Origin of the sequence: Sphaerospermopsis sp. FACHB-1194 (assembly GCF_014696235.1) — a bacterium.
Taxonomy (GTDB): Bacteria; Cyanobacteriota; Cyanobacteriia; order Cyanobacteriales; family Nostocaceae; genus Sphaerospermopsis; species Sphaerospermopsis kisseleviana.
Genome location: NZ_JACJPU010000002.1, coordinates 146,772 through 172,325 on the forward strand (window position 1 = coordinate 146,772; position 25,554 = coordinate 172,325).

20 protein-coding genes and 2 pseudogenes are annotated in these 25,554 nt (G+C 39.0%); 15 read left to right on the top strand and 7 right to left on the bottom strand.

The features are described 5' to 3' along the window. The first annotated feature begins 86 nt into the window (after window positions 1–86). A complete protein-coding gene (gene hcp / locus H6F45_RS02000; protein ID WP_190346327.1) occupies window positions 87–1,721 on the top strand; it encodes a hydroxylamine reductase in 1,635 nt (544 codons plus the stop codon). 61 nt (window positions 1,722–1,782) lie between these two features. Here the strand turns inward: hcp and H6F45_RS02005 are convergent, their stop codons facing one another. The 4 genes from H6F45_RS02005 to H6F45_RS02020 form a co-directional block, all read right to left on the bottom strand. Continuing rightward, window positions 1,783–2,049, bottom strand: coding sequence for an NIL domain-containing protein (locus H6F45_RS02005; protein ID WP_137666192.1), 267 nt, complete (start codon window positions 2,047–2,049; stop codon window positions 1,783–1,785). 191 nt (window positions 2,050–2,240) lie between these two features. Beyond that, the gene (gene cysW / locus H6F45_RS02010) at window positions 2,241–3,068 is read right to left on the bottom strand and encodes a sulfate ABC transporter permease subunit CysW (protein ID WP_137666191.1); all 828 of its coding nucleotides are present in this window, start codon (window positions 3,066–3,068) and stop codon (window positions 2,241–2,243) included. After that, entirely contained in the window at window positions 3,055–3,924 is an 870-nt protein-coding gene (gene cysT, locus H6F45_RS02015; protein WP_096566719.1) for a sulfate ABC transporter permease subunit CysT, read from the bottom strand. Before cysT ends, cysW begins: the two co-directional genes overlap by 14 nt. Before the next feature lie 69 nt (window positions 3,925–3,993). After that, window positions 3,994–5,106, bottom strand: coding sequence for a sulfate ABC transporter substrate-binding protein (locus tag H6F45_RS02020; protein ID WP_096566721.1), 1,113 nt, complete (start codon window positions 5,104–5,106; stop codon window positions 3,994–3,996). A 382-nt stretch (window positions 5,107–5,488) separates the two neighbouring features. On the opposite strand from H6F45_RS02020, the gene H6F45_RS02025 reads away from it, so the two are divergent. From H6F45_RS02025 to H6F45_RS02045, 5 genes and pseudogenes are all read left to right on the top strand, one after another. Continuing rightward, window positions 5,489–6,568 (top strand): sulfate ABC transporter substrate-binding protein, encoded by a 1,080-nt coding sequence (locus tag H6F45_RS02025; RefSeq protein ID WP_096566723.1) that lies wholly within the window; start codon window positions 5,489–5,491, stop codon window positions 6,566–6,568. 166 nt (window positions 6,569–6,734) lie between these two features. Further along, window positions 6,735–7,898 (top strand): GuaB3 family IMP dehydrogenase-related protein, encoded by a 1,164-nt coding sequence (locus tag H6F45_RS02030; protein WP_096566725.1) that lies wholly within the window; start codon window positions 6,735–6,737, stop codon window positions 7,896–7,898. 482 nt (window positions 7,899–8,380) lie between these two features. Then, window positions 8,381–8,716: pseudogene (trxA, locus tag H6F45_RS02035) on the top strand (thioredoxin); the annotation flags it as partial. 265 nt (window positions 8,717–8,981) lie between these two features. Further along, entirely contained in the window at window positions 8,982–10,052 is a 1,071-nt protein-coding gene (locus tag H6F45_RS02040; protein WP_096566729.1) for an LOG family protein, read from the top strand. A gap of 272 nt (window positions 10,053–10,324) precedes the next feature. After that, a complete protein-coding gene (locus tag H6F45_RS02045) occupies window positions 10,325–11,647 on the top strand; it encodes a D-alanyl-D-alanine carboxypeptidase (RefSeq protein ID WP_137666186.1) in 1,323 nt (440 codons plus the stop codon). Between the two features lie 115 nt (window positions 11,648–11,762). Here H6F45_RS02045 and lptC read toward each other — a convergent pair whose 3' ends face one another. The 3 genes from lptC to metG all read right to left on the bottom strand — a co-directional run bounded on the left by lptC (window position 11,763) and on the right by metG (window position 15,377). Then, on the bottom strand, window positions 11,763–12,995 hold the full coding sequence (gene lptC / locus H6F45_RS02050; protein WP_190346328.1) for an LPS export ABC transporter periplasmic protein LptC: 1,233 nt from the start codon (window positions 12,993–12,995) through the stop codon (window positions 11,763–11,765). Beyond that, window positions 12,995–13,624, bottom strand: coding sequence for an NYN domain-containing protein (locus H6F45_RS02055; protein ID WP_096572612.1), 630 nt, complete (start codon window positions 13,622–13,624; stop codon window positions 12,995–12,997). The genes lptC and H6F45_RS02055 overlap by 1 nt, the downstream gene beginning before the upstream one ends. A 151-nt stretch (window positions 13,625–13,775) precedes the next feature. Continuing rightward, window positions 13,776–15,377: a methionine--tRNA ligase gene (gene metG / locus H6F45_RS02060; protein WP_190346329.1), complete on the bottom strand. Its 1,602-nt coding sequence runs from the start codon at window positions 15,375–15,377 to the stop codon at window positions 13,776–13,778. Window positions 15,378–16,444: 1,067 nt separating this feature from the next. Here metG and H6F45_RS02065 point away from each other — a divergent pair. From H6F45_RS02065 to H6F45_RS02105, 9 genes and pseudogenes are all read left to right on the top strand, one after another. Further along, window positions 16,445–17,254 (top strand): alpha/beta hydrolase, encoded by an 810-nt coding sequence (locus H6F45_RS02065; RefSeq protein ID WP_096566736.1) that lies wholly within the window; start codon window positions 16,445–16,447, stop codon window positions 17,252–17,254. 103 nt (window positions 17,255–17,357) lie between these two features. After that, window positions 17,358–18,830 carry a leucyl aminopeptidase gene (locus H6F45_RS02070; RefSeq protein ID WP_190346330.1) on the top strand — a complete coding sequence of 491 codons (1,473 nt, stop codon included), beginning with the start codon at window positions 17,358–17,360 and terminating at the stop codon, window positions 18,828–18,830. A gap of 263 nt (window positions 18,831–19,093) precedes the next feature. Beyond that, complete coding sequence (locus H6F45_RS02075) at window positions 19,094–20,476, top strand: N-6 DNA methylase (RefSeq protein ID WP_190346331.1); 1,383 nt, start codon at window positions 19,094–19,096, stop codon at window positions 20,474–20,476. Window positions 20,477–20,480: 4 nt separating this feature from the next. Further along, on the top strand, window positions 20,481–21,167 hold the full coding sequence (locus H6F45_RS02080; protein ID WP_190346332.1) for a restriction endonuclease subunit S: 687 nt from the start codon (window positions 20,481–20,483) through the stop codon (window positions 21,165–21,167). After that, window positions 21,164–21,676, top strand: a complete 513-nt coding sequence (locus tag H6F45_RS02085) for a hypothetical protein (protein WP_190346333.1) — start codon at window positions 21,164–21,166, stop codon at window positions 21,674–21,676. Before H6F45_RS02080 ends, H6F45_RS02085 begins: the two co-directional genes overlap by 4 nt. 111 nt (window positions 21,677–21,787) lie before the next feature. After that, a complete protein-coding gene (locus H6F45_RS02090; protein WP_190346334.1) occupies window positions 21,788–22,099 on the top strand; it encodes a hypothetical protein in 312 nt (103 codons plus the stop codon). A 119-nt stretch (window positions 22,100–22,218) separates the two neighbouring features. Beyond that, a pseudogene (locus H6F45_RS02095) lies at window positions 22,219–22,962 on the top strand (DUF4351 domain-containing protein); the annotation flags it as partial. A gap of 314 nt (window positions 22,963–23,276) precedes the next feature. Next, complete coding sequence (plsX, locus tag H6F45_RS02100; RefSeq protein ID WP_190346335.1) at window positions 23,277–24,302, top strand: phosphate acyltransferase PlsX; 1,026 nt, start codon at window positions 23,277–23,279, stop codon at window positions 24,300–24,302. Window positions 24,303–24,443: 141 nt separating this feature from the next. Then, window positions 24,444–25,445 carry a beta-ketoacyl-ACP synthase III gene (locus H6F45_RS02105; RefSeq protein ID WP_190346361.1) on the top strand — a complete coding sequence of 334 codons (1,002 nt, stop codon included), beginning with the start codon at window positions 24,444–24,446 and terminating at the stop codon, window positions 25,443–25,445. The last annotated feature ends 109 nt before the right edge of the window (window positions 25,446–25,554 follow it).

Genomic DNA, 25,554 nt, shown 5'->3' on the forward strand with positions numbered 1-25,554 from the left:
AACTTTACCAATACACTTGACTTAAATCAAGGATATCCTCAATCGCAATCACTACACTGTAAGCATCAAGAGTTGAGGAACGAATTATGTTCTGTAACCAATGTGAACAAACCACCCGTGGAGATGTCTGTCATCAGTGGGGTGCGTGTGGTAAAAGTCCCGAAGTAGATGCTTTACAAGATTTATTAGTACATTGTTTACGCGGACTTTCCCAAATAGCATTACAAGCAAAATCTTTAGGTATTAATACTCGTGACACCGATGAGTTTACCTGTGAGATGCTATTTTCCACATTAACCAATGTGAATTTTACAACTTCTGATTTTATCGCTTTTGTGAATCGGGCGATCGCACTGCGTGACAGTCTCAAATTAAAAATTCAAGCATTAGGTAATAAAGTTGTTGTTTCCAATATTAACACTTTCCAACCTGCCAGTAGTTTAACAGATCAAATTCAACAAGGTAAAGATTTAGAATTTGAATTTATCAGTCAATCTGCAAATAACGTTGATATTTTCTCTCTCAAACTTACAGTATTATATGGTTTAAAAGGTTTAGCTGCTTATGCTTTTCATGCCTTAGAATTAAATCAGCATGATGAAGGTTTATATACATTCTGCCATGAAGTTTTAGCTGATTTAGATAACCAAGATAAAACTTTACAAGATTGGTTAAACTTAGCTTTAAAAATTGGGGAAATTAACCTGACAGCAATGCAGCTTTTAGACGCAGGAAATACAGAAACCTTTGGACATCCCACACCCACACCTGTAAAATTAGGACATATAAAAGGAAAAGCAATTCTCGTTTCTGGACATGATTTATTAGCATTAAAAGCTATTTTAGAAGCAACCGCAGGAACAGAAATTAAAGTTTACACTCATGGGGAATTATTACCAGCGCATGGTTATCCAAAATTAAAACAACAATACCCCCATCTTTATGGACATTATGGTACAGCATGGCAAAATCAAACCCATGAATTTGAAAAATTTCCTGGTGCGATCGCCATGACTACAAACTGTCTTGTACCACCCCATGAAACTTACAAAAACAAAGTATTTACATTAGGTCCAGTGGGTTATCCTGGTTTACAACATTTGAGTATTTCTGATGTTTCACCCATCATTAATAAAGCATTAGAACTACCAGGTTTTACAGATGAAGAAAACAAAGGAATAGTAACCACAGGTTTTGCCAGAAATGCGGTTTTAGGAGTTGCAGATACAGTAATTGATGCTGTAAAATCAGGAGACATCAAACACTTCTTCCTAGTAGGTGGTTGTGATGGTGCAAAACCAGGCAGAAACTACTACACCGACTTAGTAGAAAAAGTTCCTAGTGATTGTGTAGTATTAACATTAGGTTGTGGAAAATTCCGCTTTTTTGATAAACAATTAGGTGATATTGGCGGTATTCCCAGATTATTAGATGTGGGACAATGTAATGATGCTTATTCAGTAATTCAAATTGCCGTAGCTTTAGCAAATGCCTTTGAAGTAGGAGTGAATGAACTACCATTATCAATGATAATATCATGGTATGAACAAAAGGCGATCGCTGTTTTATTAACTCTACTTTATTTAGGCATCAAAAACATTCGCATCGGGCCAACCCTTCCCGCATTCCTATCAGCAAACCTTGTCAAATTGCTATCAGAAACCTATCATTTACAACTTATCACCACACCAGAAAAAGACCTAGCAGAGTGTCTTAGTTAAACCTAGAAATAAAATAAAAATAAGCCCCCCTAAAAAAGGGGGGTTAGGGTGATATTTGATATTACCAATTACCTATTCTATCCTCATCCCAAACTTCTAACTTTAACTCTTGCAGATAACTTAAACCATTAGAAATTTGCGTTTCAGTTCCCTGTAAATCTAAATCAAACCAACCATCACTAATAGCATCCTGACCTAAAAAAGCAGCTTTGATATTGATAGTTAAACCATAATCAGAAACCAGACGAGAAATAACAGGTTCTTGATGATAATCCTTGGTAATTCTCACCCTAATTCTCTGACTTATCAAAATATTTTCATCACTCATAAAAACACCTGCCCAGCAATTTACAATCTTGATCCTATTTTCTTAATTCCAATTCTTTGAAAATTTGAAAACTCACACAAAATCCCTCTAAAACCTCTTTCCTTTGTGTCAGCGCAAAGTAAGAATTACTCCACATCCTTAATACGGATTATATTTTACCCAATCACCAATCACCAATCACCAATCACCAATTACTCCACATCCTTAATACGAGTTTTCCTCTCCAAAACTTCCTTCACCACCAAAGTTACCACCGCCAAAAATGCCAACAAAACCGCTGCCGAAAAAGCTGCTTCCGTCTCATATTGCTTATAGGCATCTTCCACAAACAAAGGCAAACTTTGGGTTTTACCAGCAATATTACCAGACACCACAGAAACCGCCCCAAATTCACCCATAGCTCTGGCATTTGTTAAAATTAAACCATAGAGTAAACCCCAACGAATACTAGGTAAAGTCACACGCCAAAAAGTTTGCCACTCATTTGCACCCAAAGTTTTCGCTGCTTCTTCCGGGTCTTTCCCAAACTCTTCCAAAACCGGAATCACTTCCCTAGCAACAAAAGGCATACTCACAAAAGAAGTAGCTAAAACCATTCCTGGAAAAGCAAAAATGATTTGAATATCATGACTTTGCAGCCAAGGACCAAACCAACCTTGTCTACCATAGAGTAAAACAATCATCAAACCTGCAACAACTGGAGAGATAGAAAAAGGTAGATCAATAATACTTAAAACAATAGCACGACCAGGGAATTTATGACGAGCGATCGCCCAAGCTGCACACAAACCAAAAACAGTATTGATAGGTATAGAAATCACAGCTAATAATAGAGTTAACCAAGCAGCATGGAGAAAGTCCACTCTACTCAAATTCTCAAAAAATGGTCCAATTCCGTTTTTAAAAGCTTGGTAAAACACATTAATAGTTGGGATATACTGCACCAGAAATAAATAAGCAACAGCTATCCCAATTAAAACCCCTGGAACCCAACTTTGCTTTGGTTTACCTGTTGTCATATCTTCTTGCCCAAGCTTGTAATAAATTAATTGCTAAGAGTAAAACTAGAGAAATTGCCAATAAAACAACCCCTATCACCGTTGCACCTGAATAATCATATTGTTCTAAACGTTGGAAAATTAACACTGGTGCAATTAAATCTTGAAACGGTGTGTTAGAAGCAATAATTACCGTCGAACCATACTCACCCACTGCACGGGAAAAACCCAAAGCAATACCAGTTAAAATTGTGGGAAATAAAGGCGGTAAAATCACCTTTGTAAAAGTTGTCCACTGAGAAGCGCCCAAACTCCAAGCTACTTCTTCAAGTTCCTTTTCCATCTCTTGCAATACAGGTTGTACGGTCCTCACCACAAACGGCAAAGATATATAAATCATCGCCACACCTACACCCAAACGAGTAAAGGAAACTTTTATACCTAAAGGTGCAAGTAAAGAACCGATCCAACCATTATCACTATACACAGTTGCTAAAGTTAAACCTGCTACCGATGTCGGCAAAGCAAAGGGTAAATCTACGGTAGCATCAAAAATTCGCTTTAAAGGGAAATCGTACCTTACCAATACCCAAGCAATTAATGTACCAAATATACCATTAACAGCAGCAGCCAAAAATGAAGTTACAAAAGTTACATTATAAGTTGCCAATGCTAATTCACTGGTAGCAATTTCCCAAAACTTTGCAGGTGGTTCTGTACTAGCTTTGAAAAACATAGCCGCAATAGGCAGAAACAACATGAAAGCTAGGTATAAAATTGTAATTCGCCAAGTCCAAGGTAGACGAATTACTTTATCTAAAAACTCTTTGCCAATAAAGGGTTTTCTCTCCCTCTTACCGCTTGTAGATACTGCCATAAATGATGCAAAATTCCCAATTCAAAATTCCCAAAACATGAGATTAAACTGATAACTGAAACTAACTAATTACTGCTTATTTTTAGCTTGTTGAATTTGATCAAAAATAGCCCCATCAGCAAAGAATTTTTGCTGCACAGCATCCCAACCACCTAATTCTTGAACTGTACTCAAACTTTTCACTGGAGGATATTTTTCAGAAAATTCTTTGCTTTTAGCTACCGTCTCATCCACAGGTCGAAAACCAACTTTAGCAAATTCCTGTTGTGCTTCTGGGGTAAATAAATATTTGACAAATGCTTCTGCTACTTCACGAGTACCATTTTGATCAACATTTTTATCTACCACTGCCACAGGATTATCAATGGAAATATTCACATCAGGGATACTATAGTTGACCTTCAAACCTTTTTGCTGTGCCAAAATGATTTCATTTTCATAATTAATTAAAGCATCTCCTTGACCTTGTTTAAAAAAGGCATCTGTAGCTTCACGTGCATCTTTAGTCAAAACAGGCACATTGTTGTAAACAGTAGTCACAAATTCAACAGCTTTTGCTTCATCTCCACTTTTAATGGCTGAATTCCACAAAGCTAAGAAATTCCACCGTGCTACCCCCGATGTTTTCGGATCAGCAGTAATCAGTTTAACATCATTTTTTGCTAAATCTGCCCAAGTTTTAATACCTTTGGGGTTGCCTTCACGAGTCACCAATGCAGCTACAGATGATGAAACAATACCATTATTGGGAACTTCTGTTTCCCATCCTGGTTGAATTAAACCTGCTTTCTCAATTTTTTGGGTATCCAATGCCAACGCTAAGTGAGTAATATCTGCTGGTAAACCATCAACAATAGCGCGAGTCTGAGAACCAGAACCGCCATAGCTTTCCTTGAATGTAACCGTTTGGTTATGCTCTTGTTGCCATTTGGCGACAAATTTAGGAATAATGGCTTTATACGCATCTCTGGTGACAGCAAAAGATACCAAAGTTAATTCTACATTTTTTGGTTTTGTCGTAGCCGAATTACCTGGAGTAGAACCACCCTCATTTGTCCCAGAGCAAGCTGCAACTGCCAAACCCAAGAATATTCCCACTACAAATAGGGATAAAAAACTTTTAAGTGAATTTACGCTTAATTTACGTTGTAATTGTTTTAGTGCGCGTTGCCACCAACTCATTTCTTTTCCTCAAAATCTACAGTTACCCGATAGGATTACGGGATTTAATGAACATAATACAAGATAATTGCAGATATGGGTTATAAACGCAAGAGTAAAACAGCACTTTTTCGATAGAAAATATGGGGATTATAGCAGATTCCGGTGACATCTCTCTTTGATCACATTTAAATATTTGCATATAAGAGAATTATTTATAACTTTACTTTATACAAAGTTTACAAATTTATTATATAAATAAATACACTTGTTTACCGATAGATTTTTTGTATTTTACGTCTTGATTTTCGCAATTGCATCTGATAAGCTCTGTTTTTATAAGTAATTACATTATTCCTATCGAATTACCGTAGTTTATTTAAGGACGAAGGAAAAATCTCCAATGACATACAATTTTGAGAAAGCAGCAAAATTTTTGCCCGTAAAAACTGCATCAACCGTAGTTTTAGCAATTACTTTTAGTACAAATACGTTATTGCCCGTATTTGCCGGGACTACAACTCAAAAGACCCTAATTAGTCAACAGAGCAAAAAAGTAGAAATTACCTTGGTGACTTACGCAGTAACAAAAGCTGCTTACAGCAAAATCATTCCGCAGTTTGTAGCCAAATGGAAACGGGAAAAAGGTCAGGATGTGGTCATTAGAGAAAGCTATGGTGGTTCTGGTTCTCAAACTCGCGCAGTCATTGATGGTTTACCAGCCGATGTAGTAGCATTAGCACTAGGACTAGACACAAAAAAAATCGAACAAGCAGGTTTAATTAACCGTGGTTGGGAAAAAGAAGCGCCCAACAACTCAATAATTACCCGTTCCGTAGTAGCATTAGAAACCCGTCCTGGAAATCCCAAAGGTATCAAAACCTGGAACGACCTCACCAAACCAGGGGTAAAAATAGTCACAGCAAATCCTAAAACTTCTGGTGGTGCAAGGTGGAATTTTTTGGCCTTGTGGGGTGCAATAACACAAAATGGAGGCAACGAAAACCAGGCCTTCAACTTTGTGCAACAGGTATTTAGAAATGTAGTAGTATTACCTAAAGATGCCAGAGAATCAAGTGACGCTTTTTTCAAAAAAAATCAAGGTGATGTACTAATCAACTATGAGAACGAAGTAATTTTAGCAGCACAACAAGGAAAAACAGATACATCCTATGTAGTACCTTCCACGAATATATCCATAGAAGGACCCGTAGCAGTAGTTGATAAAAACGTAGATAAACGCGGAACTCGTGAAGTATCAGAAGCGTTTGTCAAGTTTTTATTTACACCAGAAGCCCAGAGAGAATTTGCCAAAGTTGGTTTTAGACCAGTTAACCCAACTGTAACCAAAGAAGTACAAAATAAATTTCCCAGAATCAGCAAACTTTATACAGTCGGTAGTTTAGGTGGTTGGGATGCTGTGCAGAAGAAATTTTTTGATGATGGTGCTATTTTTGACAAAATTCAATCTAGAAAGAGATAGGGAACAGGGAACAGGGAATAGAAGGCAAAAGGCAAAAGTTATATTCTTTCCTGAACTCCTTACTCCTGAACTTCTGAACTCCTGAACTCCTAAATTTAAAAAAATCTCTGCCAAAATCCCCACAATTTGATACCCTAGCTTAAACAGATTTGAGAAAAATGAAAGAGTGGAAATTCAACTTGGGCGGGGAAAAATGGCTCGCCGAGCCTACGGCATTGACGAAATAGCTTTAGTCCCCGGTAACAGAACATTAGATCCGAGTCTAGCGGATACAAAGTGGAAAATTGGTAATATTGAACGAGAAATACCCATTATTGCTAGTGCAATGGATGGTGTAGTAGATGTTGGTATGGCGGTGCGTCTATCCCAGTTAGGAGCTTTAGGAGTTCTTAACCTAGAGGGTATTCAAACGCGATATGATGACCCAAATCCGATATTAGATCGCATTGCTTCAGTGGGCAAAGATGAATTTGTGGGACTGATGCAAGAACTTTATGCCGAACCGATCAAGCCCGAACTCATTGAAAAACGTATTCAGGAAATTAAACAACAAGGCGGTATTGCGGCAGTTAGTGCAACACCGGTAGGAGCAAGCAAATATGGTGAAGTAGTAGCTAAAGCTGGGGCTGATTTATTTTTTATCCAAGCTACAGTAGTTTCTACAGATCACCTTTCTCCAGAGTCTATTAAACCTTTAGACTTAGCAGAGTTTTGCCAGTCTATGCCTATTCCCGTAGTTTTGGGTAACTGCGTTACATATCAAGTCACCTTGCATTTAATGAAAGCAGGTGCATCCGCAGTGTTAGTAGGGATTGGACCCGGTGCAGCTTGTACATCCCGTGGGGTTTTAGGTGTGGGTATACCCCAAGCCACAGCAGTTGCCGACTGTGCCGCTGCCAGAGATGACTTTTATCAAGAAACGGGCAAATATGTACCTGTCATTGCCGATGGTGGTTTAATCACCGGTGGCGACATTTGTAAATGTATTGCTTGCGGTGCTGATGGCGTAATGATTGGTTCACCCTTTGCCAGAGCCGCAGAAGCCCCAGGACGGGGTTATCATTGGGGAATGGCAACTCCTAGCCCAGTGCTGCCCCGTGGTACTCGTATTCGTGTGGGTACAACTGGAACTCTAGAACAAATACTCAGAGGTCCAGCAGCATTAGATGATGGTACTCACAACCTGCTTGGCGCATTAAAAACCAGCATGGGTACATTAGGAGCAAAAGACCTAAAAGAAATGCAGCAAGTAGAAGTAGTTATTGCTCCCTCTCTGTTGACAGAAGGCAAAGTTTACCAAAAAGCCCAACAGTTGGGTATGGGTAAATAAATAGGTGATTGGTGACTGGTGATTGGTGATTGGTGATTGGGGACTGGGGACTGGGGACTGGGGACTGGTGACTGGTGATTGGTGACTGGTGACTGGTGACTGGTGATTGGTGACTGGTGATTGGTGACTGGTGACTGGTGACTGGTGACTGGTGACTGGTGACTGGGAAGAATAATATGTTACTTCCTATTCCCTGTTCCCTGTTCCCTGTTCCCTGTTCCCTGTTCCCTCAAACAAAAATTTTTTCCCAGCAAACCTAAACAATCACTGGAAAAATCCCAACTGTAGCCTACAATAGAAATAGCGGAGACAAATGTTTCCGTTCACTCCTCACACCACACTCCGCCCGGACTAATGTTCGGGCGGTTCCTTATAATTATCCATAAATTCCATAGCTTCTTTGCAAATGTACATCCTTCACTCCCAAGCTGATGTTTTTGCTATGGTAGAATTTTCACTAAACTCATAAATATAATAGGCAAAGGTTGTTAGGAATGTCAGCAGCAGCACAAGTTACAGATTCTAGTTTTAAGCAGGAAGTACTAGATAGCGAAGTACCCGTTTTAGTTGACTTCTGGGCTCCCTGGTGCGGTCCTTGTCGCATGGTGGCTCCTGTGGTTGAGGAAATCGCCAGTCAGTATGAAGGTCAACTCAAGGTAGTGAAAGTTAACACTGATGAAAACCCTCAAGTTGCCAGTCAGTATGGTATCCGCAGCATTCCCACATTAATGATTTTTAAAGATGGACAAAAAGTGGATATGGTAGTTGGTGCTGTGCCTAAATCTACCTTGGCTACCACTTTGGAAAAACATCTTTAAACCTCAACTGCTTACAAATTTAATTGATTTGTCGTGTTTTAGGTAAGTATTTGTTAATTGGTTTCTGAGGCGCAAAGTTTGCGTCTCTAGAAAACTTTCTGCACAACAAAACAGACAATTTGCAATTGATGATTTTTGGGGAACCCGGAAAAATCTTGACCCTATGACCACCTAAATTATACAAACCCCTTTTGGGTAAATGTTTCCGCTTGCGGCAGCGTAGGTAGTTCACATAAAATATAATGCCATTGTTGTGGCAGTTCTCATGACCTCTCAAGAGTCCTTTGAAATACTAGAGTCCCTCCAAGCTGATATTGCTGAATTAATAGATCGTCTACCGACCTTAAAACATCGGCAATTTATCCAGCAGGCACTTGCTACCATAGTTCGTTTAGCTGATAGTGAAATTGATCGTCTTGATTGGAAGATACTGTCTGCGGCTTTAGCAGATATGGAAAGAGGCTTTCAACTCTTTTATGATTATCGACACACTCGCAAAGTTACTATCTTTGGTTCTGCTCGTTTAGCACCAGAAACCCCTGATTACCAAATGGCAGTTCAATTTGCTCGCGCTGTATCTCAACTAGGATTTATGGTGATGACAGGTGGTGGTGGTGGTATCATGCAAGCTGGCCAAGAAGGTGCAGGAAGAAACAATTCTTTTGGTTTAAATATTCAGTTACCTTTTGAGCAACAGGCTAACCCTTTTATTGAAGGTGATCCTAAACTCATTCACTTTAAATATTTCTTTACCCGCAAACTCTTTTTGCTCAAAGAAAGTGATGCTGTAGCTTTGTTTCCCGGTGGTTTTGGCACTCAAGATGAAGCTTTTGAATGTATGACATTAAGCCAAACAGGTAAATTCGGTCCTGTTCCTGTGGTTCTCATCGATCCTCCTGGTGGTGATTATTGGCACTCTTGGAGTAAATATATTGATGAGCAATTGGTGGCAAAAGGTCTTGTGAGTCCAGAAGATCCTAGTCTGTACACAGTTACAGATAATCTAGAGGTGGCTTGCAATGCCATTACCCGTTTTTACCAAGTTTATCACTCTAGCCGCTACGTAGGTGATCTATTGGTGATTCGTCTCAGACACGAGTTATCAAATGAATTGGTGGAACAATTAAATAATGAATTTAAAGACATTCTGGTTCAAGGCAAAATTGAAAAAAGTCAGGTATTACCTCAAGAAGGTCAAGATGAAACCTCTGATTTACCCCGCCTTGTTTTATACTTCAATCAAAGAGATTTGGGGCGTTTGTATCAGATGATTGCAGCGATTAATAAGTTAGGTATTCCTACCCCAGAGGAAACAGCCCATCCAGAAAGAAAGTAATTTGGTGATTGGTGATTGGTGATTGGGGACACTTCGACAAGCTCAGTGCATCGCTGGGGACTGGTGATTGGGGACTGGTGATTGGATAAAAATAACTAATAACTAATAACTAATAACTAATGACTAATGACTAATGACTAATGACTAATGACTAATGATTGAGTTTTCCTGGTGGCAAGTTTTCCAGATAGTAAGAAGTGGAATTAAAAGGCATAATATGCCAACACTGCAAACAATTATTAGATATCTGAAAAAAGATAGAGGAATTAAATATGCTGGAATTATTAGGTTCAGGTTTGGTTTCACTTTGGCTCGATATGGCTGGAGTCAAAATCCAACCTGTAAATGCTTTACAAGCATTGGCTTGGCAAAGTAGTCCTGGCTTTGTTATTGCACCTGATCCCAACCCAGCCGGAGCTATGACAGTACAGGAATATCTCAAGGAGTTGATGACTTCTAAGCTGGTAACGGAAAATCTGATCCAGCAACAGGGAGTTTGGTTGCAGTCGGGTCCGATGTTAATGGCTAATCACCAAGGTACAATTCCTCTACCCGCAGCATCTTTAACTAAGGTGGCCACTTCATTAGCAACTTTTACAATTTTGGGACCAAACCATCAATTTGAAACTTTGATTAGTGCTACAGGTCCTATAGTTAATGGGGTAGTACAGGGTGATTTGGTGATTACTGCTGGTGGTGATCCGATGTTTGTCGGAGAGGAAGCGATCGCTGTTGGTAATGCTCTCAATAAAATCGGTATTAAGCAAGTCAAGGGAAATTTGGTAATTACTGGCAATTTTGCCATGAATTTCTATACTAATCCTACCGCAGCAGGTCAATTACTCAAACAAGCTTTAAACCACAAAAGTTGGAATCGTTCTGTAATTTACCAATATTCCCGAATGCCCAAGGGAACACCTAAACCCCAAGTAGTAATTAATGGTACGGTGCAGGTGACAGCACAACCTAACCCTAAACAAACTTTACTGGTACGTCATCTTTCTTTACCCCTACATCAACTCATTAAAGAGATGAATGTTTACAGTAACAACGACATAGCTGAGATGTTAGCTCAATCAGTGGGAGGGGCAAATGTAGTTAAATCTACTGCTGCTCAACTAGCTATGGTTCCACAGTCGGAAATTCAATTAATTAATGGTTCTGGTTTAGGAAGAGAAAATAAAATTTCCCCTAGAGCCGTCTGTGCTATGTTTATGGCACTACAACGCCAAGCATCCGCCCATAATTTGACCTTAGCTGATTTGTTCCCTACCTCTGGCTTTGATAATCGTGGCACAATGCAGTTTAGAAGTATGCCCTCGGCAACTGTGATGAAAACTGGAACTCTCAGCGATGTCAGTGCTTTAGCAGGAGTTTTACCCACACGCGATCGCGGTTTAGTCTGGTTTGCTATTATCAATCGCGGTTACAATGTCCCCAGTTTTCGCTCTGAACAAGATCAGCTTTTACAACATCTGGTGAAACAATTACAAGTATATACTGGTGTTCCTACAGCCCTGACTCCCCATTCACCTAAAAATTCTTTACCAAAATTAGGTGTACCCAGTCGTAATGAAATTGTTTATAGAGGTTAGTCATTGGTAATTGGTAATTGGTAATTGGTAATTGGTAATTGGTAATTGGTAATTGGTAATTGGTAATTGGGAAAAATAAAATTGATTACCCAGTCACCAGTCACCAGTCACCAGTTTAATCTTGAGGAATAATTTCTGTGATGACTCTATTACCCGAACCACCACCTTTAACAACAATATTTTCTGTTTCCAGATTACCGACTGCTGTTGTACCTTGAAAGTTTAATGGTGGTTCAACTTGACGATAAACTACATTTCCCTGTGCTTCTAATAATTTTTTCTCTAAATACCAAGTGAGTTGATTTGATTTTAAAGATTGACTCTTTTTGCCCACGGCATTTACATTGCCTGTTAAATAAACTGTTTTTTCTGGTATTTTCATTTCTGCTTTATTGCCAGTTACAGTGACATTTTCAGCTTGATGAACCACACGCACAGGGGCATTTGTTCTCACTATTTCTTGGTTAATATTCCAAGTCATTGAGTTACTAATTATCTGCATCGGTGGATTTAGTAACTGTAATTGGCCTTGGGGTTTAAGAGTAGCAACTTTAGTTTTTAGGTTGACTTCAGCACCATTTCCTCTACCACGATCAGTTATTTTATTATCTTGATAACGGTCAATTTCGATAGGGCGATCGCCAATTAATTTTTCTTCTTTAAGAAGCCAAACTAACTGCTCAGTTCGCATTTGTAATTGCGGATCACCTGATATAGCAACGACTTTTCCCGAAAATTCTATTCGCTGTTCACGGGTTTTTACTCTTGCTTCCTGTGCTGTGGCTTTTAATTGTTTATGATTACCATTAAATTGATTACGAACAATCAATAAATCTTCTTCAGGTCGCCATTCTAATTCATTACCTTGTAATACTACTCCATTCCGTGGATCTATAGCCAGAATTTTACCTTTGAGTAACAGTTGTTTACCATCTTGCTTAATATCGGCTGTTTCGGCTTTAATTGTATAAACTATTTGGCCATCTTGATAAAGTTCGCCTTGGGGATTTTGGGCTTCACCAATTTCTGTTTCTTTGGTATACTTGGCTTGTTGAGCTTGGACTTTCCAAATAGGTCTACCTTCTTCATCAAACTGTTCTAAAGCCACACCGAAAAAAGTTAACTTACTATCTGTATTTTGGTTAGCTGAACTTTCCTGTTCTGGTTTTACAGAAGATGGATTTCCGCAAGAATATAAGCCAAGTAACAATAATAAAATTAAAGACAGATAAGAGAAATTTCTCAGCATTTGTAAAATATAAGAATAGAAGCGGGGGGAGTGAGATTTACTTCCCCTCTGAAGTTGTGAACATTCTCTCCGCTGATTCCCGCCTTGTGGATTTTGCATTATTCTGGAATTTCTAAATGTCCTTGACTATCTCTAGGATCGTCCAAGAATCCCATACTAGATAATGGTCGATAGGGATAACCTGGACGGGGTGTTTTTTGAATATCTTCCTTGATAGCTTCTAAATCAATATAGCGATCGCTCACATTAATTAAGCTATCACTGGTCATCGATCTTAAACTCACCACTTCAACCCTGACACCCCGATAACTGACAGAATTTACAGCATAAGCCAAATCGCCGTCACCACTCACCAAAACTGCGGTATCATAGGAATCGACTAACGCCATCATATCCACAGCTATTTCCACATCTAGGTTAGCTTTTTTTGAGCCATCCGGTAACTGCACCAAATCCTTAGCAATGACTCGATAACCATTGCGACGCATCCACAACAAAAATCCCTGCTGTTTCTCATTTGTGCGGTCTACACCAGTATAGAAAAAAGCCCGCAATAGTCGAGAACCTCCAGTTAATCGACACAAAAGCTTAGTATAATCAATTTCGATTCCTAACTGTAAAGCCGCATAAAATAAATTCGAGCCATCAATAAATATCGCCACCCGACCCCGATTTTCTAAAACCTGTTCCGGCGAAAAAATCGAGTCATTTTCCAAATTATTCAACATCATTGTCATACCTCGGTTGTTATCCATGTTATTGCCGATAGAAATCATTAACTTTTACGCTCTTGCTAGATTGGCTTATGATAAATTCCGGGGCCAACAAACAAAGTAGGCCCCCGATTAGGTTTTTACACTCAATCAAAAATGGAAAGTGTTAATTGTTTTTTGGTAGTTCTATCCGTTTAAAAATTGGTTGAGGTGTACCCAACTGTTGTTTATCTGATAGTACGCCCCATGTTGCATGGGTAGTAAAAGGTGCAACCATTGAACTTTCTTTTTGATTGTTAAAATTGATTCCCCAGCCTAGTTGCTGATAAATATCGCTGCTAATGTTGGGAATAATTGGGGAAAGGAGATAAGCTGCTAGTCTTACTGATTCAAGAACCGTATACAGCACCGCTTCCACTTCTTCCTGTTTTCCCTGTTTATATAATGTCCAAGGTGCTTGTTCATCTATAAACTTATTGCTGGCTTGAACTAATGACAACACAACGTAGCAAGCTTCATTGAAAGCTAAAGCTGTATAAGATTGTTTCACCTGTTCCCCCAGCCCTAAACCAATCGCTTTTAAAGCATTCTCAGCGGGAATAACTTCTGGAGCGATTGATGGAACTTTACCAGCGCAGTATTTCTTCACCATGTTCAAAGTGCGATTCAACAAATTACCTAAATCATTGGCCAAATCTGCATTGAGAACATTAATGAACCTAATTTCATTAAAATCTCCATCCTTGCCAAATTCGATTTCCTTAAGGAAGTAATAACGAACGGCATCACTACCATAACTTTCAACTAAGGCTACAGGATCAAGGGTATTACCCAGAGTTTTCCCCATCTTTTGACCATCTTTAGTCAAAAATCCATGGCCAAATACTCTTTCTGGCAAAGGTAAACCGGCTGACATCAGCATTGCTGGCCAGTACACTGCATGAAACCGCAATATATCTTTACCAATCAGATGGAGATTGATCGGCCACCATTTTTCTAAAGCATTCGCTAAAGTTGGTTCTGCATCTGGTTCTAATAATGCGGTTACATAACCCAGCAGAGCATCAAACCACACATAAAGGGTATGTTGAGGATCTACAGGTACAGGAAAACCCCAATCCAGATTTACCCGCGAAATGGAAAAATCCTGTAAACCTTGACTGACAAAACTGAGGACTTCATTACGGCGACTGGCAGGTTGAATAAAATCTGGCCTAGACTGGTAAAATTCCTCTAGCGGGGTTTGATACTTGGATAACCGGAAAAAGTAATTTTGCTCGTCTCGCCACTCTACTTCTTTGGTAGTATGAATAGGGCAGCGTTTGCCGTCTAACAGTTCTCGTTCTTCTTTAAATTCTTCACAGGATACGCAGTACCAGCCTTTTTGTTGTCCTTGGTAAATGTCGCCATTTTCCCAAACTCTTTGGAAAAATTCTTTTACAATCGCGTGATGGTTTAAAGCGGTAGTGCGACTAAAGCGATCATATTGAATATTTAGAACCTGCCACAAGTTGATGAAACTCGGTACTATTTGATCACAAAATTCCTGTGGTGGTTTTTCTAAACTTGCTGCTGACCTCTGAATTTTTTGCCCATGTTCATCTGTACCGGTAATCAGCAGTACCTGATTTCCTAACAAGCGTTGAAATCTGGCTACTACATCCGCTGCCATTGTGGTGTACGCACTACCAATATGGGGAACATCGTTTACATAGTAGAGAGGTGTAGTCAGGGCAAAGGTTTTTGAAGTTTTATTTTCTAGATTCATAGGAATTAAAAAACAAATTATTAAACAGTTTTGTTGCTTAGTTGCTCCTGTAAAGCCAGGTAATTATATAATATTGCCACTATTTTTTTCAAACAATATCTTAATCTTAGCAAATTTATTACCTTAATCATTGTTTTGCCATATCTAGAAATTCTACTCATTGATCCTCAAATCACTGGAAATAGTTGTTGTTAATCATGTTGTAAACTGTTTATTCCTCAGTTGTGATCATCCATTCAACAAACCAAAATTCAAAAAAGCAAGCTAAATCTGTAATTTATACATTGCTCAGTGATAGTGCCTCTTATTGTTAACCATAGATGTGACAGTTGAAAGTAAAGAAATGTAAAAATCACATCAAGAAAAAATACGATATTTTTCACAAAAGATACAGTAACTAATGGGATAATTAATTGGTGCTGGGAACTGACTGGTTAAGGCAATTTTAGTTTTTAGTGTGGAGATTTGAGGCTGTAGTCAGAGAAATAAAATCTCAATACAATCTAAAATCTAAAATTTAAAATCTAAAATTGAATCACCAATTAACAATTACCTAGCTTGAGCGAGTTTGTGAAGGATCGGTTAAGCGATTTCACTTATTTATATATAATTCATTCAAACTTCACTAAAATCTGTAATCATAGTTTCAGACTTGGCCGATTTTTATCTCGAAAAGCTGATTTTAGTCATTAGTTAGTAGTCATTAGTTAGTAGTCATTAGTTATTAGTTATTAGTTATTAGTCATTAGTTATTAGTCATTAGTTATTAGTCATTAGTTATTAGTTATTTTTACCCAGTCACCAGTCACCAGTCACCAGTCACCAGTCACCAGTCACCAGTCACCAGTCACCAGTCACCAGTCACCAGTCACCAGTCACCAGTCACCAGTCACCAGTCCCCAGTCACCAGTCACCAGTCACCAGTCACCAGTCACCAGTCACCAGTCACCAGTCACCAGTCCCCAGTCACCAGTCCCCAGTCACCAGTCACCAGTCACCAGTCCCCAGAATTCGCAGTGAAACGGTACAGTTAAACAAGGTCAAATAGATAGAGACACACGGGCAAAATGACAAACATTGAACTTAAACCTTGTTTCCTAACTCCCAAAAGAGTACAACCAGAGTATCCCCTGTTTGTCTATTTACCAGGAATGGATGGAACTGGTCAAATGTTGCGATCGCAAACTGCTGGCTTAGAATTGGGTTTTGATGTCCGTTGTTTAGCGATCCCCAGACAAGACCTCACCACCTGGGAGGTGTTAACCAATAATGTTTTAGACTTAATTCACGCAGAATTAGAAAGAAGTTGTCACCGTCCTGTTTACCTGTGTGGTGAGTCTTTTGGGGGTTGTTTAGCTATGAAAGTCGCTACCCAATCACCACAATTATTCAAACGTATTATTTTAATTAATCCTGCTTCAGCCTTTCAATTACGTCCTTGGCTCAATTCTTTATCTCAACTGACTGACTTTGTGCCATCTTGGTTTTATGATATTGGTGCATTAGGATTACTACCATTTTTAGCATCTTTATCACGGATGTCTAGTAGTATTCGCCATGAACTGCTGAGAACCATGCGTTCTTTACCCGCAGAAACGGTAAATTGGCGGTTGTCATTGTTGCGGGAGTTTCAAGTTGAAGAGGAAAGATTGCAAAAATTAAAGCAAGAGGTATTATTAATAGCTGGAGGGAGCGATCGCTTGTTACCTTCTGTGAGTGAAGTGGAACGGTTAGATCAGATTTTACCTAATCCTAAGAAATTAATCTTACCTGATAGTGGTCATGCTTGTTTATTAGAGGAAGATGTGAATTTGTATAAGATTTTGAAGGATCATGAATTTGTAGAATCTTTAAAATACAGTCATGCTACTAAGTAGGTAAACAATCCCTAATAGGGATTATCTTAACAGGAGTTCCCACACGCTGGAAATTTTGAGCAATACTGGTACAAGTAAGGAAGGTTTACAGAACATTACAAAAATGACGATTCAACCTACAAATACAGCTTTATTAGATTGGACTGGTGATACCTTAGCAGTTGGCTTATTTGAAGACGCAGTAGAGTTAACAGGCGATTTAGCGACTCTAGACGAGAAATGCGCCGGAATTGTCAAAGAAATCATTGCCGAAGAAGAATTTACAGGTAAACCTCATAGCACTGTCGTTATTCGCTTAGGTGCTAGTCATCCCGTGCGGAAGGTGATTTTGGTAGGTTTGGGAAAACCGGATGCTTTGAAATTAGAAACTTTACGCCGTGTTGCTGCTGCTGTCGCTCGCACTGCCAAAAAGCAAAAAACCAAAACTCTGGCAGTTAGTTTACCAGTTTACAACAACGATCCAGCAGCCACAGCCCAAGCGATCGCAGAAGGCACACAACTGGCACTATATCAAGATACTCGCTTTAAATCTGAACCAGAAGATAAAAATCCCAACATCGAAACTATTGATTTATTGGGTTTAGCTGGACAAGAAGCGGCTATTACCCGTGCAGAACAAATTGTTTCTGGGGTAATTTTAGCAAGGCAGTTAGTAGCCGCCCCAGCTAACGCTGTGACACCGATTACAATGGCAGAAACTGCCCAAGCAATAGCTCAGGAACACGGTTTAGAATTACAAATTTTGGAAAAAGAAGATTGTGAAAAATTAGGTATGGGGGCATATTTAGGAGTAGCCCAAGCTTCTGAATTACCACCTAAATTTATTCACCTCACTTACAAACCAGCTACTACACCCAGACGCAAATTAGCGATTATTGGTAAAGGTTTAACTTTCGACTCCGGTGGTTTAAACATTAAAGGCGCTGGTAGCGGTATTGAAACCATGAAAATTGACATGGGTGGCGCTGCGTCAACTTTAGGCGCTGCTAAAGCTATCGGGCAGCTAAAGCCAGATGTGGAAGTTCACTTTATCTCAGCCGTCACCGAAAATATGATTAGCGGTAAGGCAATGCACCCAGGAGATATCTTAACCGCATCAAATGGCAAAACAATCGAAGTCAACAATACCGACGCTGAAGGGCGTTTAACCTTGGCTGATGCTTTGGTTTATGCGGATAAATTGGGTTTAGATGCGATCGTTGATTTAGCAACTCTCACAGGTGCTTGTGTAGTGGCTTTGGGTGATGATATCGCTGGTTTATTTACACCTGATGATACAGTAGCTTCCCAACTACAAACCGCTTCAGAAGCAGCAGGTGAGAAAATTTGGCGGATGCCGATGGAAGAAAAGTATTTTGAAGGGTTAAAATCGGGTATTGCGGACATGAAAAATACCGGACCTCGCTACGGTGGTTCTATTACTGCGGCTTTGTTTTTGAAGCAGTTTGTTAAGGATACTCCTTGGGCGCACCTGGATATTGCCGGTCCTGTTTGGGCTGATAAGGAAAATGGCTATAACGGTGCTGGTGCTACCGGTTTCGGGGTGAGAACTTTGGTTAGTTGGGTTTTGAGTTAGTTAATGTGACTTAAATAGGGCGGGTAAAACCCGCTTCACCATTTCCTCGTTATGCAATTTTAACTAGTGGTCAATATACAGAAGTTTATCGTCGTAACCTGGACTATCCCAGCAAATTAGAACCTATAGGTGATTTACCAAAGTATGAAAGCGCCCGTGAAGCTGCAAACCATAGTCCTTATACTGTAATTCTTAATCCCAGTGAAGCAGATGGGATTCAAACCGGACTCACACCACTATCCCGTGATAAGTTTCGGGAGGTTTTGGGAGATACCCGTTCTGGATGTCATTCTATTCTCAGAGATAATGAAGGTTTGCAACCACAAGAAGCCGTTGATGCAATGGTTAAATTCTTGTTTGCTAAGTGGTACGACGAACAAGCAACAATTGACTTAGTAAAGCAAACAGGAGAATCACGGGCTTATGTATTTAGTGTCAGTAATGAAACAGACCCAGAACGTTTATTAGTTCAAGTCAGAGACACTTTTGAAAAAGCAAAGCAGTGGGAACGGGATACACTAGCGAAAAAATTTGGTGATGATTTGGGTGTGAGGTTGGCTTTTAATGAAGCTGATGTTTTGCAATTCAAGCCTCACACCACAATGGAAATTGTCAAGCGTTTACAGCCTTGGAGTTTGCGAAAATCTTCAGCAGATGTCAAAGGTGGGGTATTTGAGGACTTTTTAAGTAAGACTTTCCGCGATGATTTGGGGCAATATTTCACACCTACACCAGTAATTAATTTAATGGTAGGAATTTTGCAACCAACAGTAAATGATTATGTTGGTGATCCTGCTTGCGGTTCAGCGCGGATGCTAACCCACGTTTTGGATTATGTGCGTAAACAGGAATATGCAAAAGCAATAGCAAATAATGGTGGTAGTGCGGAAGGGATTAATCCTGAAGAACCAACGGAAGAGTTTATCAAGTTTCGAGATAATCATTTATTTGGGGCTGAATATTCTCGAAATGTCATGCACGTAGCGCGAGTTAACACTTTAATGAATGGCGCACAATATGCCGATTTAAAGGTTATGGATTCACTGGAAAGATTGGGTAGCATTACAGGAGGAATTACAGAAGGACTTCCAGAACGTCCTGGGTTTTATCTGGGAGGTTTAACGATGATTTTAACTAATCCTCCATTTGGTTCTAAATTGACAAATGATAATATTTTGAAGGATTTTGCTTCACGGGATGGGGTGACAAAGAAAAATGGCAAGGTTGTTAAAAGTATTCCTCAAGAAGTTGCTTTTTTAAATCGTTGTCTTGAATTTCTAGCACCAAATTGTAAGTTAGCAATTCTTTTACCTGATGGAGTGTTAGCAAATAGTTCCATGCAGGATGTTAGAGATTGGATTTTACGTTGGGCAAGATTGAAGGCAGTTGTGAGTTTACCACAAGAAACATTTAGACCCTATGGTGCTGCTGTAAAAACTAGCGTGGTTCTTCTAGAAAAGCGGGATATACCTTTGACAGCAGAAAATCAGCTAGAAATTGAGCAGGATGATAAGATTTACATGGCTAGGATTGATGATATTGGCTATGACTCATCTGGTCGTATTTCTGCCTCAGAAGATGAAGTTAATGAACCGCCAGAAGTGAGGAAAGCAATTAAAGATTTAGCTGAGTTATTAGGAAGGTAGTTCAATGGAAAAAATCATAGTTAATCTTTCAAAGTTACGTCAAAAGGGTGTCTGGAACTTCGAGCCTTACTCCCAATCTATTACAGGCGCAATGGCTCAGTTAGAGAAAAGCCCCTTTCCAGTAGTCAAATTGGGTAGTTTAGGAACTACTCAGCGTGGTTATTTTATCAATGGGATTAAGGATATAGGCGAAATTCCTTTGATATCAGCACGTAATATTTCAACTGAAGGTATCAACCTAAATCATCTGCGCTATCTAACTCCAGAGGAACACAAGAAACTAGAAAAAACTCAAGTTTATAAGGGTGATGTGCTGGTTAGTTTAATCATGCGTCCGGGAATAGCTGCTGTTTATGAATCTGACGAACCAGCCAACATAGATACACATCTTGCAATACTGCACTTAACAGACAAAATTGATCCTGCTTACTTAGTTTTCTATCTTAATTCAGATGTTGGTCAAGCCCTGATTCACTCCCTTGCGACTGGTAGCATTCAGCCTATGTTAACTATTACTGCCCTAAATAATTTACCTGTGATGCTTCCCTCGCTTGATGAACAAAAACAGATTGTTGCAGAAGCACAACGATTAACACAAGAGGCAGGGAAATTATCGAAAGCTTCTGAAGATTGCCGTGCTGAAGCCCAGAAACTTTTTGGAAAGATATTTCACGGGACAGTAAAAGAATGATTCGTGCTTGTTACGTGACCGTCTTTGAACAGTCACAAGAAGAATTGGAAAAATACTTGTATGATCTTTTCGATGATTTGGGTGCTGTCTACGACAAATATGAATCAACCCCCTTAAATCCATCAAATAACCAATATGAACTAACAGCCTATATTACACAAAATTTTGAGTTTCAGTTAAATGTACACTGGCAGTCTAGCAAAAGTTCCTATATTTTGGTAACTTTTGATGTTGAAATGGCTGTTCCAGTTGAACCTTTCCAACTAGAAAATTCTCTAGTTATACCAGCAGAAAATTACTTTCAAAAAGCAACTCTTGTTTATAACTCTTATGGAGATGAACGCAGTAAACGACTGTTCCCTTTAGTGATGAATATTGAAAATGCACTTAGAGAGTTTATTGTATCTATAATGCTTAAAAAATATGGTTATTACTGGGAATTTACTATTGATAAATATATAGAAAATACTGAAATTCAATTTGATATATATCAAATAAATTCTGATTAGAAAGACAAACTAAAAGATTTCAAAGAGTTAAAAGAAGAAGCAGTAAAGTCCCAGAGAAATGACTACCCAAAATATAATCCTCTGTTCATGCACTGGCTATATTATGTAAATTTGAAGGATTTAGCAGATATTATTGAAATAGTTGATTTTTTAGAGAAATGCAAAGTAGATGAGCTACAAGGAAGAAAGAAACCTGTGCTTGTTTCTCAATTAACTTTCGCTAGTGTAGTTGGGAAAGAAGAGCGAGATACGATTACCACCAAAATCAGGAAACTCAGCTTATTGAGAAATAAACTAATGCATGGACGTTATTTGATAGCAGAGAATGAAGAATTAATTAAATCTATTTGTGAAGAATTAAAAAATTTAATTTTTCAACCAGGACACATTAATAACTTTGGCAATTCCATGCTAACTGATTAGTAGAATGTTATCAATGATAGTAGAGGAAGATATAACAGGGTGTCTATCAGCAAACAGTTAGCCAGTGGGAAAACAATGCCTATCAGCCAACCCTCGCTACATCGAAATATCTAACTTTAGTTAAAGTCTTAAAAACTGAACTCAGCATAGAACCAATCCGCGCAGATTCCGTTATATTGTTGCAAACAAAAAACAGAATCCTACATCTAGAATTTCAAACCAACACCAAATCAGAAACTCCCATTCCGTTAAGAATATTAGATTATTTTGTCAGATTAGTTAGACAATATAATCTACCCGTTACCCAAGTAGTGATTTTCTTACAAGAAACAAGTAATGAAATCGCTTTTACCGAGGCTTATATTGATGAAATGACAAATCATCGCTATCGAGTCATCAGAATGTGGGAGCAAGATTCAGATTTGTTTCTCCACAACCCAGCATTACTTCCATTAGCGCCATTAACAAGAACAAATTCCGCACCAGGGTTATTATCCCAAGTAGCCAGAGAAATTGCTAAAATTACAGATGTACCAGCCAGACAGAATACTGCTGCTTACACAGAGATTTTAGCAGGTTTACGATTCGAGAAAAATCTAATTCGTCAATTATTGAGCGAGGATATTATGCAAGAATCTGTAATTTATCAGGATATTTTGCAAAAAGGAGAATTAAAAGGAGAACAAAAAGAAGCTTTCCGGTTCTTAAATCGTCAGTTAAATCGGCGCTTTGGGGAAATAGATTCATTCATAGTTGAAAGGATTCGCTTATTATCTACCGAACAATTAGAAATCTTAGGAGAAGAGTTTTTAGACTTTTCTGAAATATCTGATTTAGTTACTTGGTTGGATAGGCAAAATTAAATAATTTTAGATATATTTAGGGCAATTCAAACCTGATATATTGCCCTAAAAAAGACAATTATCTTAATCATAGCTACTTGAAAGTAAATTTTAAATACTATAATATAGTAATATTACTGAATTAAATATTTGAGTAAATGCTTTGTATACATAAATAATTAGGCTTGTATAGATATAAATATAAATAAGTTGCTTAGTTGCAGAAAAAAGAAAATATAGTTGCTGAAGGCGCTGAAAAACCTTTTTTCTGGAATTTTTAATTGTTGAGTGTTGCGATCTGATAAAATTTGTAAGGTTTCTTTGAGCTAGGAGCAATGGGATCGACTGGTGTAAGCATCGCAATTGACGCTATGGGAGGGGATTACGCACCCGCTGAAATCGTCGCTGGCGCATTACGAGCGAAAGAAGAATTGGGTGTGAAAATCTTGTTGGTAGGTGATCAGCAACAAATTGAAGCTGTCATACCGCCAAAAACCAATATGGTAGGATTAGAGATTGTTCCGGCACAGGAAGCGATCGCAATGGATGAAGAGCCTTTAAACGCGGTCAGAAAAAAGCGTCAGGCTTCTATTAACGTGGCGATGGATTTAGTTAAAAACAAACAAGCAGATGCAGTATTTTCTGCTGGTCACTCTGGGGCAGCAATGGCATCAGCTTTACTACGTTTAGGCAGATTACCAGGAATTGATCGTCCAGCCATAGGCACAGTATTCCCCACCATTAAAGCAGGTAAGCCAGTATTAATACTGGATGTTGGTGCAAATGTAGACTGTCGCCCTAAATTTTTAGAGCAGTTTGCAGTCATGGGTTCAATTTATAGTCAATATGTTTTGGGAATGCCTGAACCCAAAATAGGATTATTGAATATCGGTGAAGAAGACACTAAAGGTAACGAAACAGCCCTCCGCGCCCATCAATTATTAAGGGAAAATACCCAAATTAACTTTGCTGGTAATGCGGAAGGACGTGATGTATTATCAGGGGAATTTGATGTCATCGTTTGTGATGGCTTCGTGGGTAATGTGTTATTAAAATTTGCCGAAGCAGTAGGAGGAGTAATTTTACAAATTCTGCGGGAAGAACTACCGCAAGGTATCCGGGGACAAATTGGTACAGCAATTTTAAAACCTAACCTGAAACGGGTTAAACAGCGCATGGATCACGCAGAACATGGCGGTGCATTACTATTAGGCGTGAATGGGATTTGTTTTATCGGTCATGGTAGTTCTGAAGCACCTTCTATTTTTAGTGCTATTCGTATGGCCAAAGAAGCTGTAGACAATCAAGTATTGCAAAGACTACAGTCACAATATCAAATTCTACAGAGCGAGAGTGATTAGCCTTCTGTGAGCGAGAATCCATAGTCATTTGTCATTAGTCATTAGTCAATCATGAATGGGGTTTGCTGACTGTTGACTGCTGACTTCTGACTGCTTCTTGACAACTGACAATTGACAATTGACAACTGGGGAGATTTAGGAGTGCAGAATTTATTCCTACATGGTATAGCAATTACAGGTAGTGGCTCGGCAGTACCAGCAACTAGGTTAGACAACCAGTTACTAACTCAACTGGTGGAAACTTCTGATGAGTGGATTACCACAAGAACAGGAATTAGTCAACGGCAGTTAGCATTACCGCCAGAATCATTGACTACACTAGCTACCGATGCCAGTAAACAGGCGATCGCATCCGCGGGAATTAAACCAGAAGATATTGATTTAATTTTGCTGGCAACTTCTACCCCAGATGATTTGTTTGGCAATGCTTGTCGCATTCAAGCTGAATTAGGAGCAATTAAAGCAGTAGCCTTTGATTTAACTGCAGCCTGTTCGGGGTTTGTGTTTGGACTGGTGACAGCAGCCCAATATATTAGAACAGGAGTTTATCAAAATGTACTGTTGATAGGCGGAGATATCCTCTCTCGTTGGGTAGATTGGCAAGATCGGCGCACTTGTGTGCTGTTTGGCGATGGTGCTGGGGCGGTGGTATTGCAAGCAAATAAGAGCGATCGCCTATTAGGATTTTCCCTGAAAAGCGATGGTAGTCAAAATCACTATCTCAACCTGGGTTATCAAGGCACTACAAAACAGGTTAGTCCAGATATTCATGTACCTACAGGCACTTATCACCCCATCACCATGAACGGTAAAGAAGTATATCGTTTTGCTGTTCAGAAAGTTCCAGAAGTCATAGATAAAGCTTTATTTGAAGCTCATCTCAGCGTAGATCAAATAGATTGGCTGATTTTACATCAAGCAAATCAGCGGATTATTAACTCTGTAGCTGATCGGTTAAATATTCCTGAACATAAAGTAATCAGTAACGTTGCCCATTATGGTAACACCTCTGCTGCTTCCATTCCCCTCGCATTAGATGAAGCAGTAAGGCAAGGAAAAATTAAACCAAATGATATCATTGCTACCTCTGGTTTTGGTGCTGGTTTAACCTGGGGTGCAGCTATTTTTCAATGGGGAAGGTAGGTGACAGGTGACAGGTGACAGGTGACTGGTGACAGGTGACTGGTGACTGGGTAATCAATTTCATTTTTCCCAATTACCAATCACCAATTACCAATTACCAATTACCAAT

Excerpts from the sequence above, each read along its gene's own strand:
- cysW (WP_137666191.1), bottom strand. The coding sequence starts at position 3,068 with ATGACAACAGGTAAACCAAAGCAAAGTTGGGTTCCAGGGGTTTTAATT.
- H6F45_RS02025 (WP_096566723.1), top strand. The coding sequence starts at position 5,489 with ATGACATACAATTTTGAGAAAGCAGCAAAATTTTTGCCCGTAAAAACT.
- H6F45_RS02020 (WP_096566721.1), bottom strand. The coding sequence starts at position 5,106 with ATGAGTTGGTGGCAACGCGCACTAAAACAATTACAACGTAAATTAAGC.
- cysT (WP_096566719.1), bottom strand. The coding sequence starts at position 3,924 with ATGGCAGTATCTACAAGCGGTAAGAGGGAGAGAAAACCCTTTATTGGC.
- H6F45_RS02085 (WP_190346333.1), top strand. The coding sequence starts at position 21,164 with ATGATTCGTGCTTGTTACGTGACCGTCTTTGAACAGTCACAAGAAGAA.
- H6F45_RS02070 (WP_190346330.1), top strand. The coding sequence starts at position 17,358 with ATGACGATTCAACCTACAAATACAGCTTTATTAGATTGGACTGGTGAT.
- H6F45_RS02080 (WP_190346332.1), top strand. The coding sequence starts at position 20,481 with ATGGAAAAAATCATAGTTAATCTTTCAAAGTTACGTCAAAAGGGTGTC.
- H6F45_RS02065 (WP_096566736.1), top strand. The coding sequence starts at position 16,445 with ATGACAAACATTGAACTTAAACCTTGTTTCCTAACTCCCAAAAGAGTA.
- lptC (WP_190346328.1), bottom strand. The coding sequence starts at position 12,995 with ATGCAAAATCCACAAGGCGGGAATCAGCGGAGAGAATGTTCACAACTT.
- H6F45_RS02005 (WP_137666192.1), bottom strand. The coding sequence starts at position 2,049 with ATGAGTGATGAAAATATTTTGATAAGTCAGAGAATTAGGGTGAGAATT.
- plsX (WP_190346335.1), top strand. The coding sequence starts at position 23,277 with ATGGGATCGACTGGTGTAAGCATCGCAATTGACGCTATGGGAGGGGAT.
- hcp (WP_190346327.1), top strand. The coding sequence starts at position 87 with ATGTTCTGTAACCAATGTGAACAAACCACCCGTGGAGATGTCTGTCAT.
- metG (WP_190346329.1), bottom strand. The coding sequence starts at position 15,377 with ATGAATCTAGAAAATAAAACTTCAAAAACCTTTGCCCTGACTACACCT.
- H6F45_RS02040 (WP_096566729.1), top strand. The coding sequence starts at position 8,982 with ATGACCTCTCAAGAGTCCTTTGAAATACTAGAGTCCCTCCAAGCTGAT.
- H6F45_RS02055 (WP_096572612.1), bottom strand. The coding sequence starts at position 13,624 with ATGTTGAATAATTTGGAAAATGACTCGATTTTTTCGCCGGAACAGGTT.
- H6F45_RS02045 (WP_137666186.1), top strand. The coding sequence starts at position 10,325 with ATGCTGGAATTATTAGGTTCAGGTTTGGTTTCACTTTGGCTCGATATG.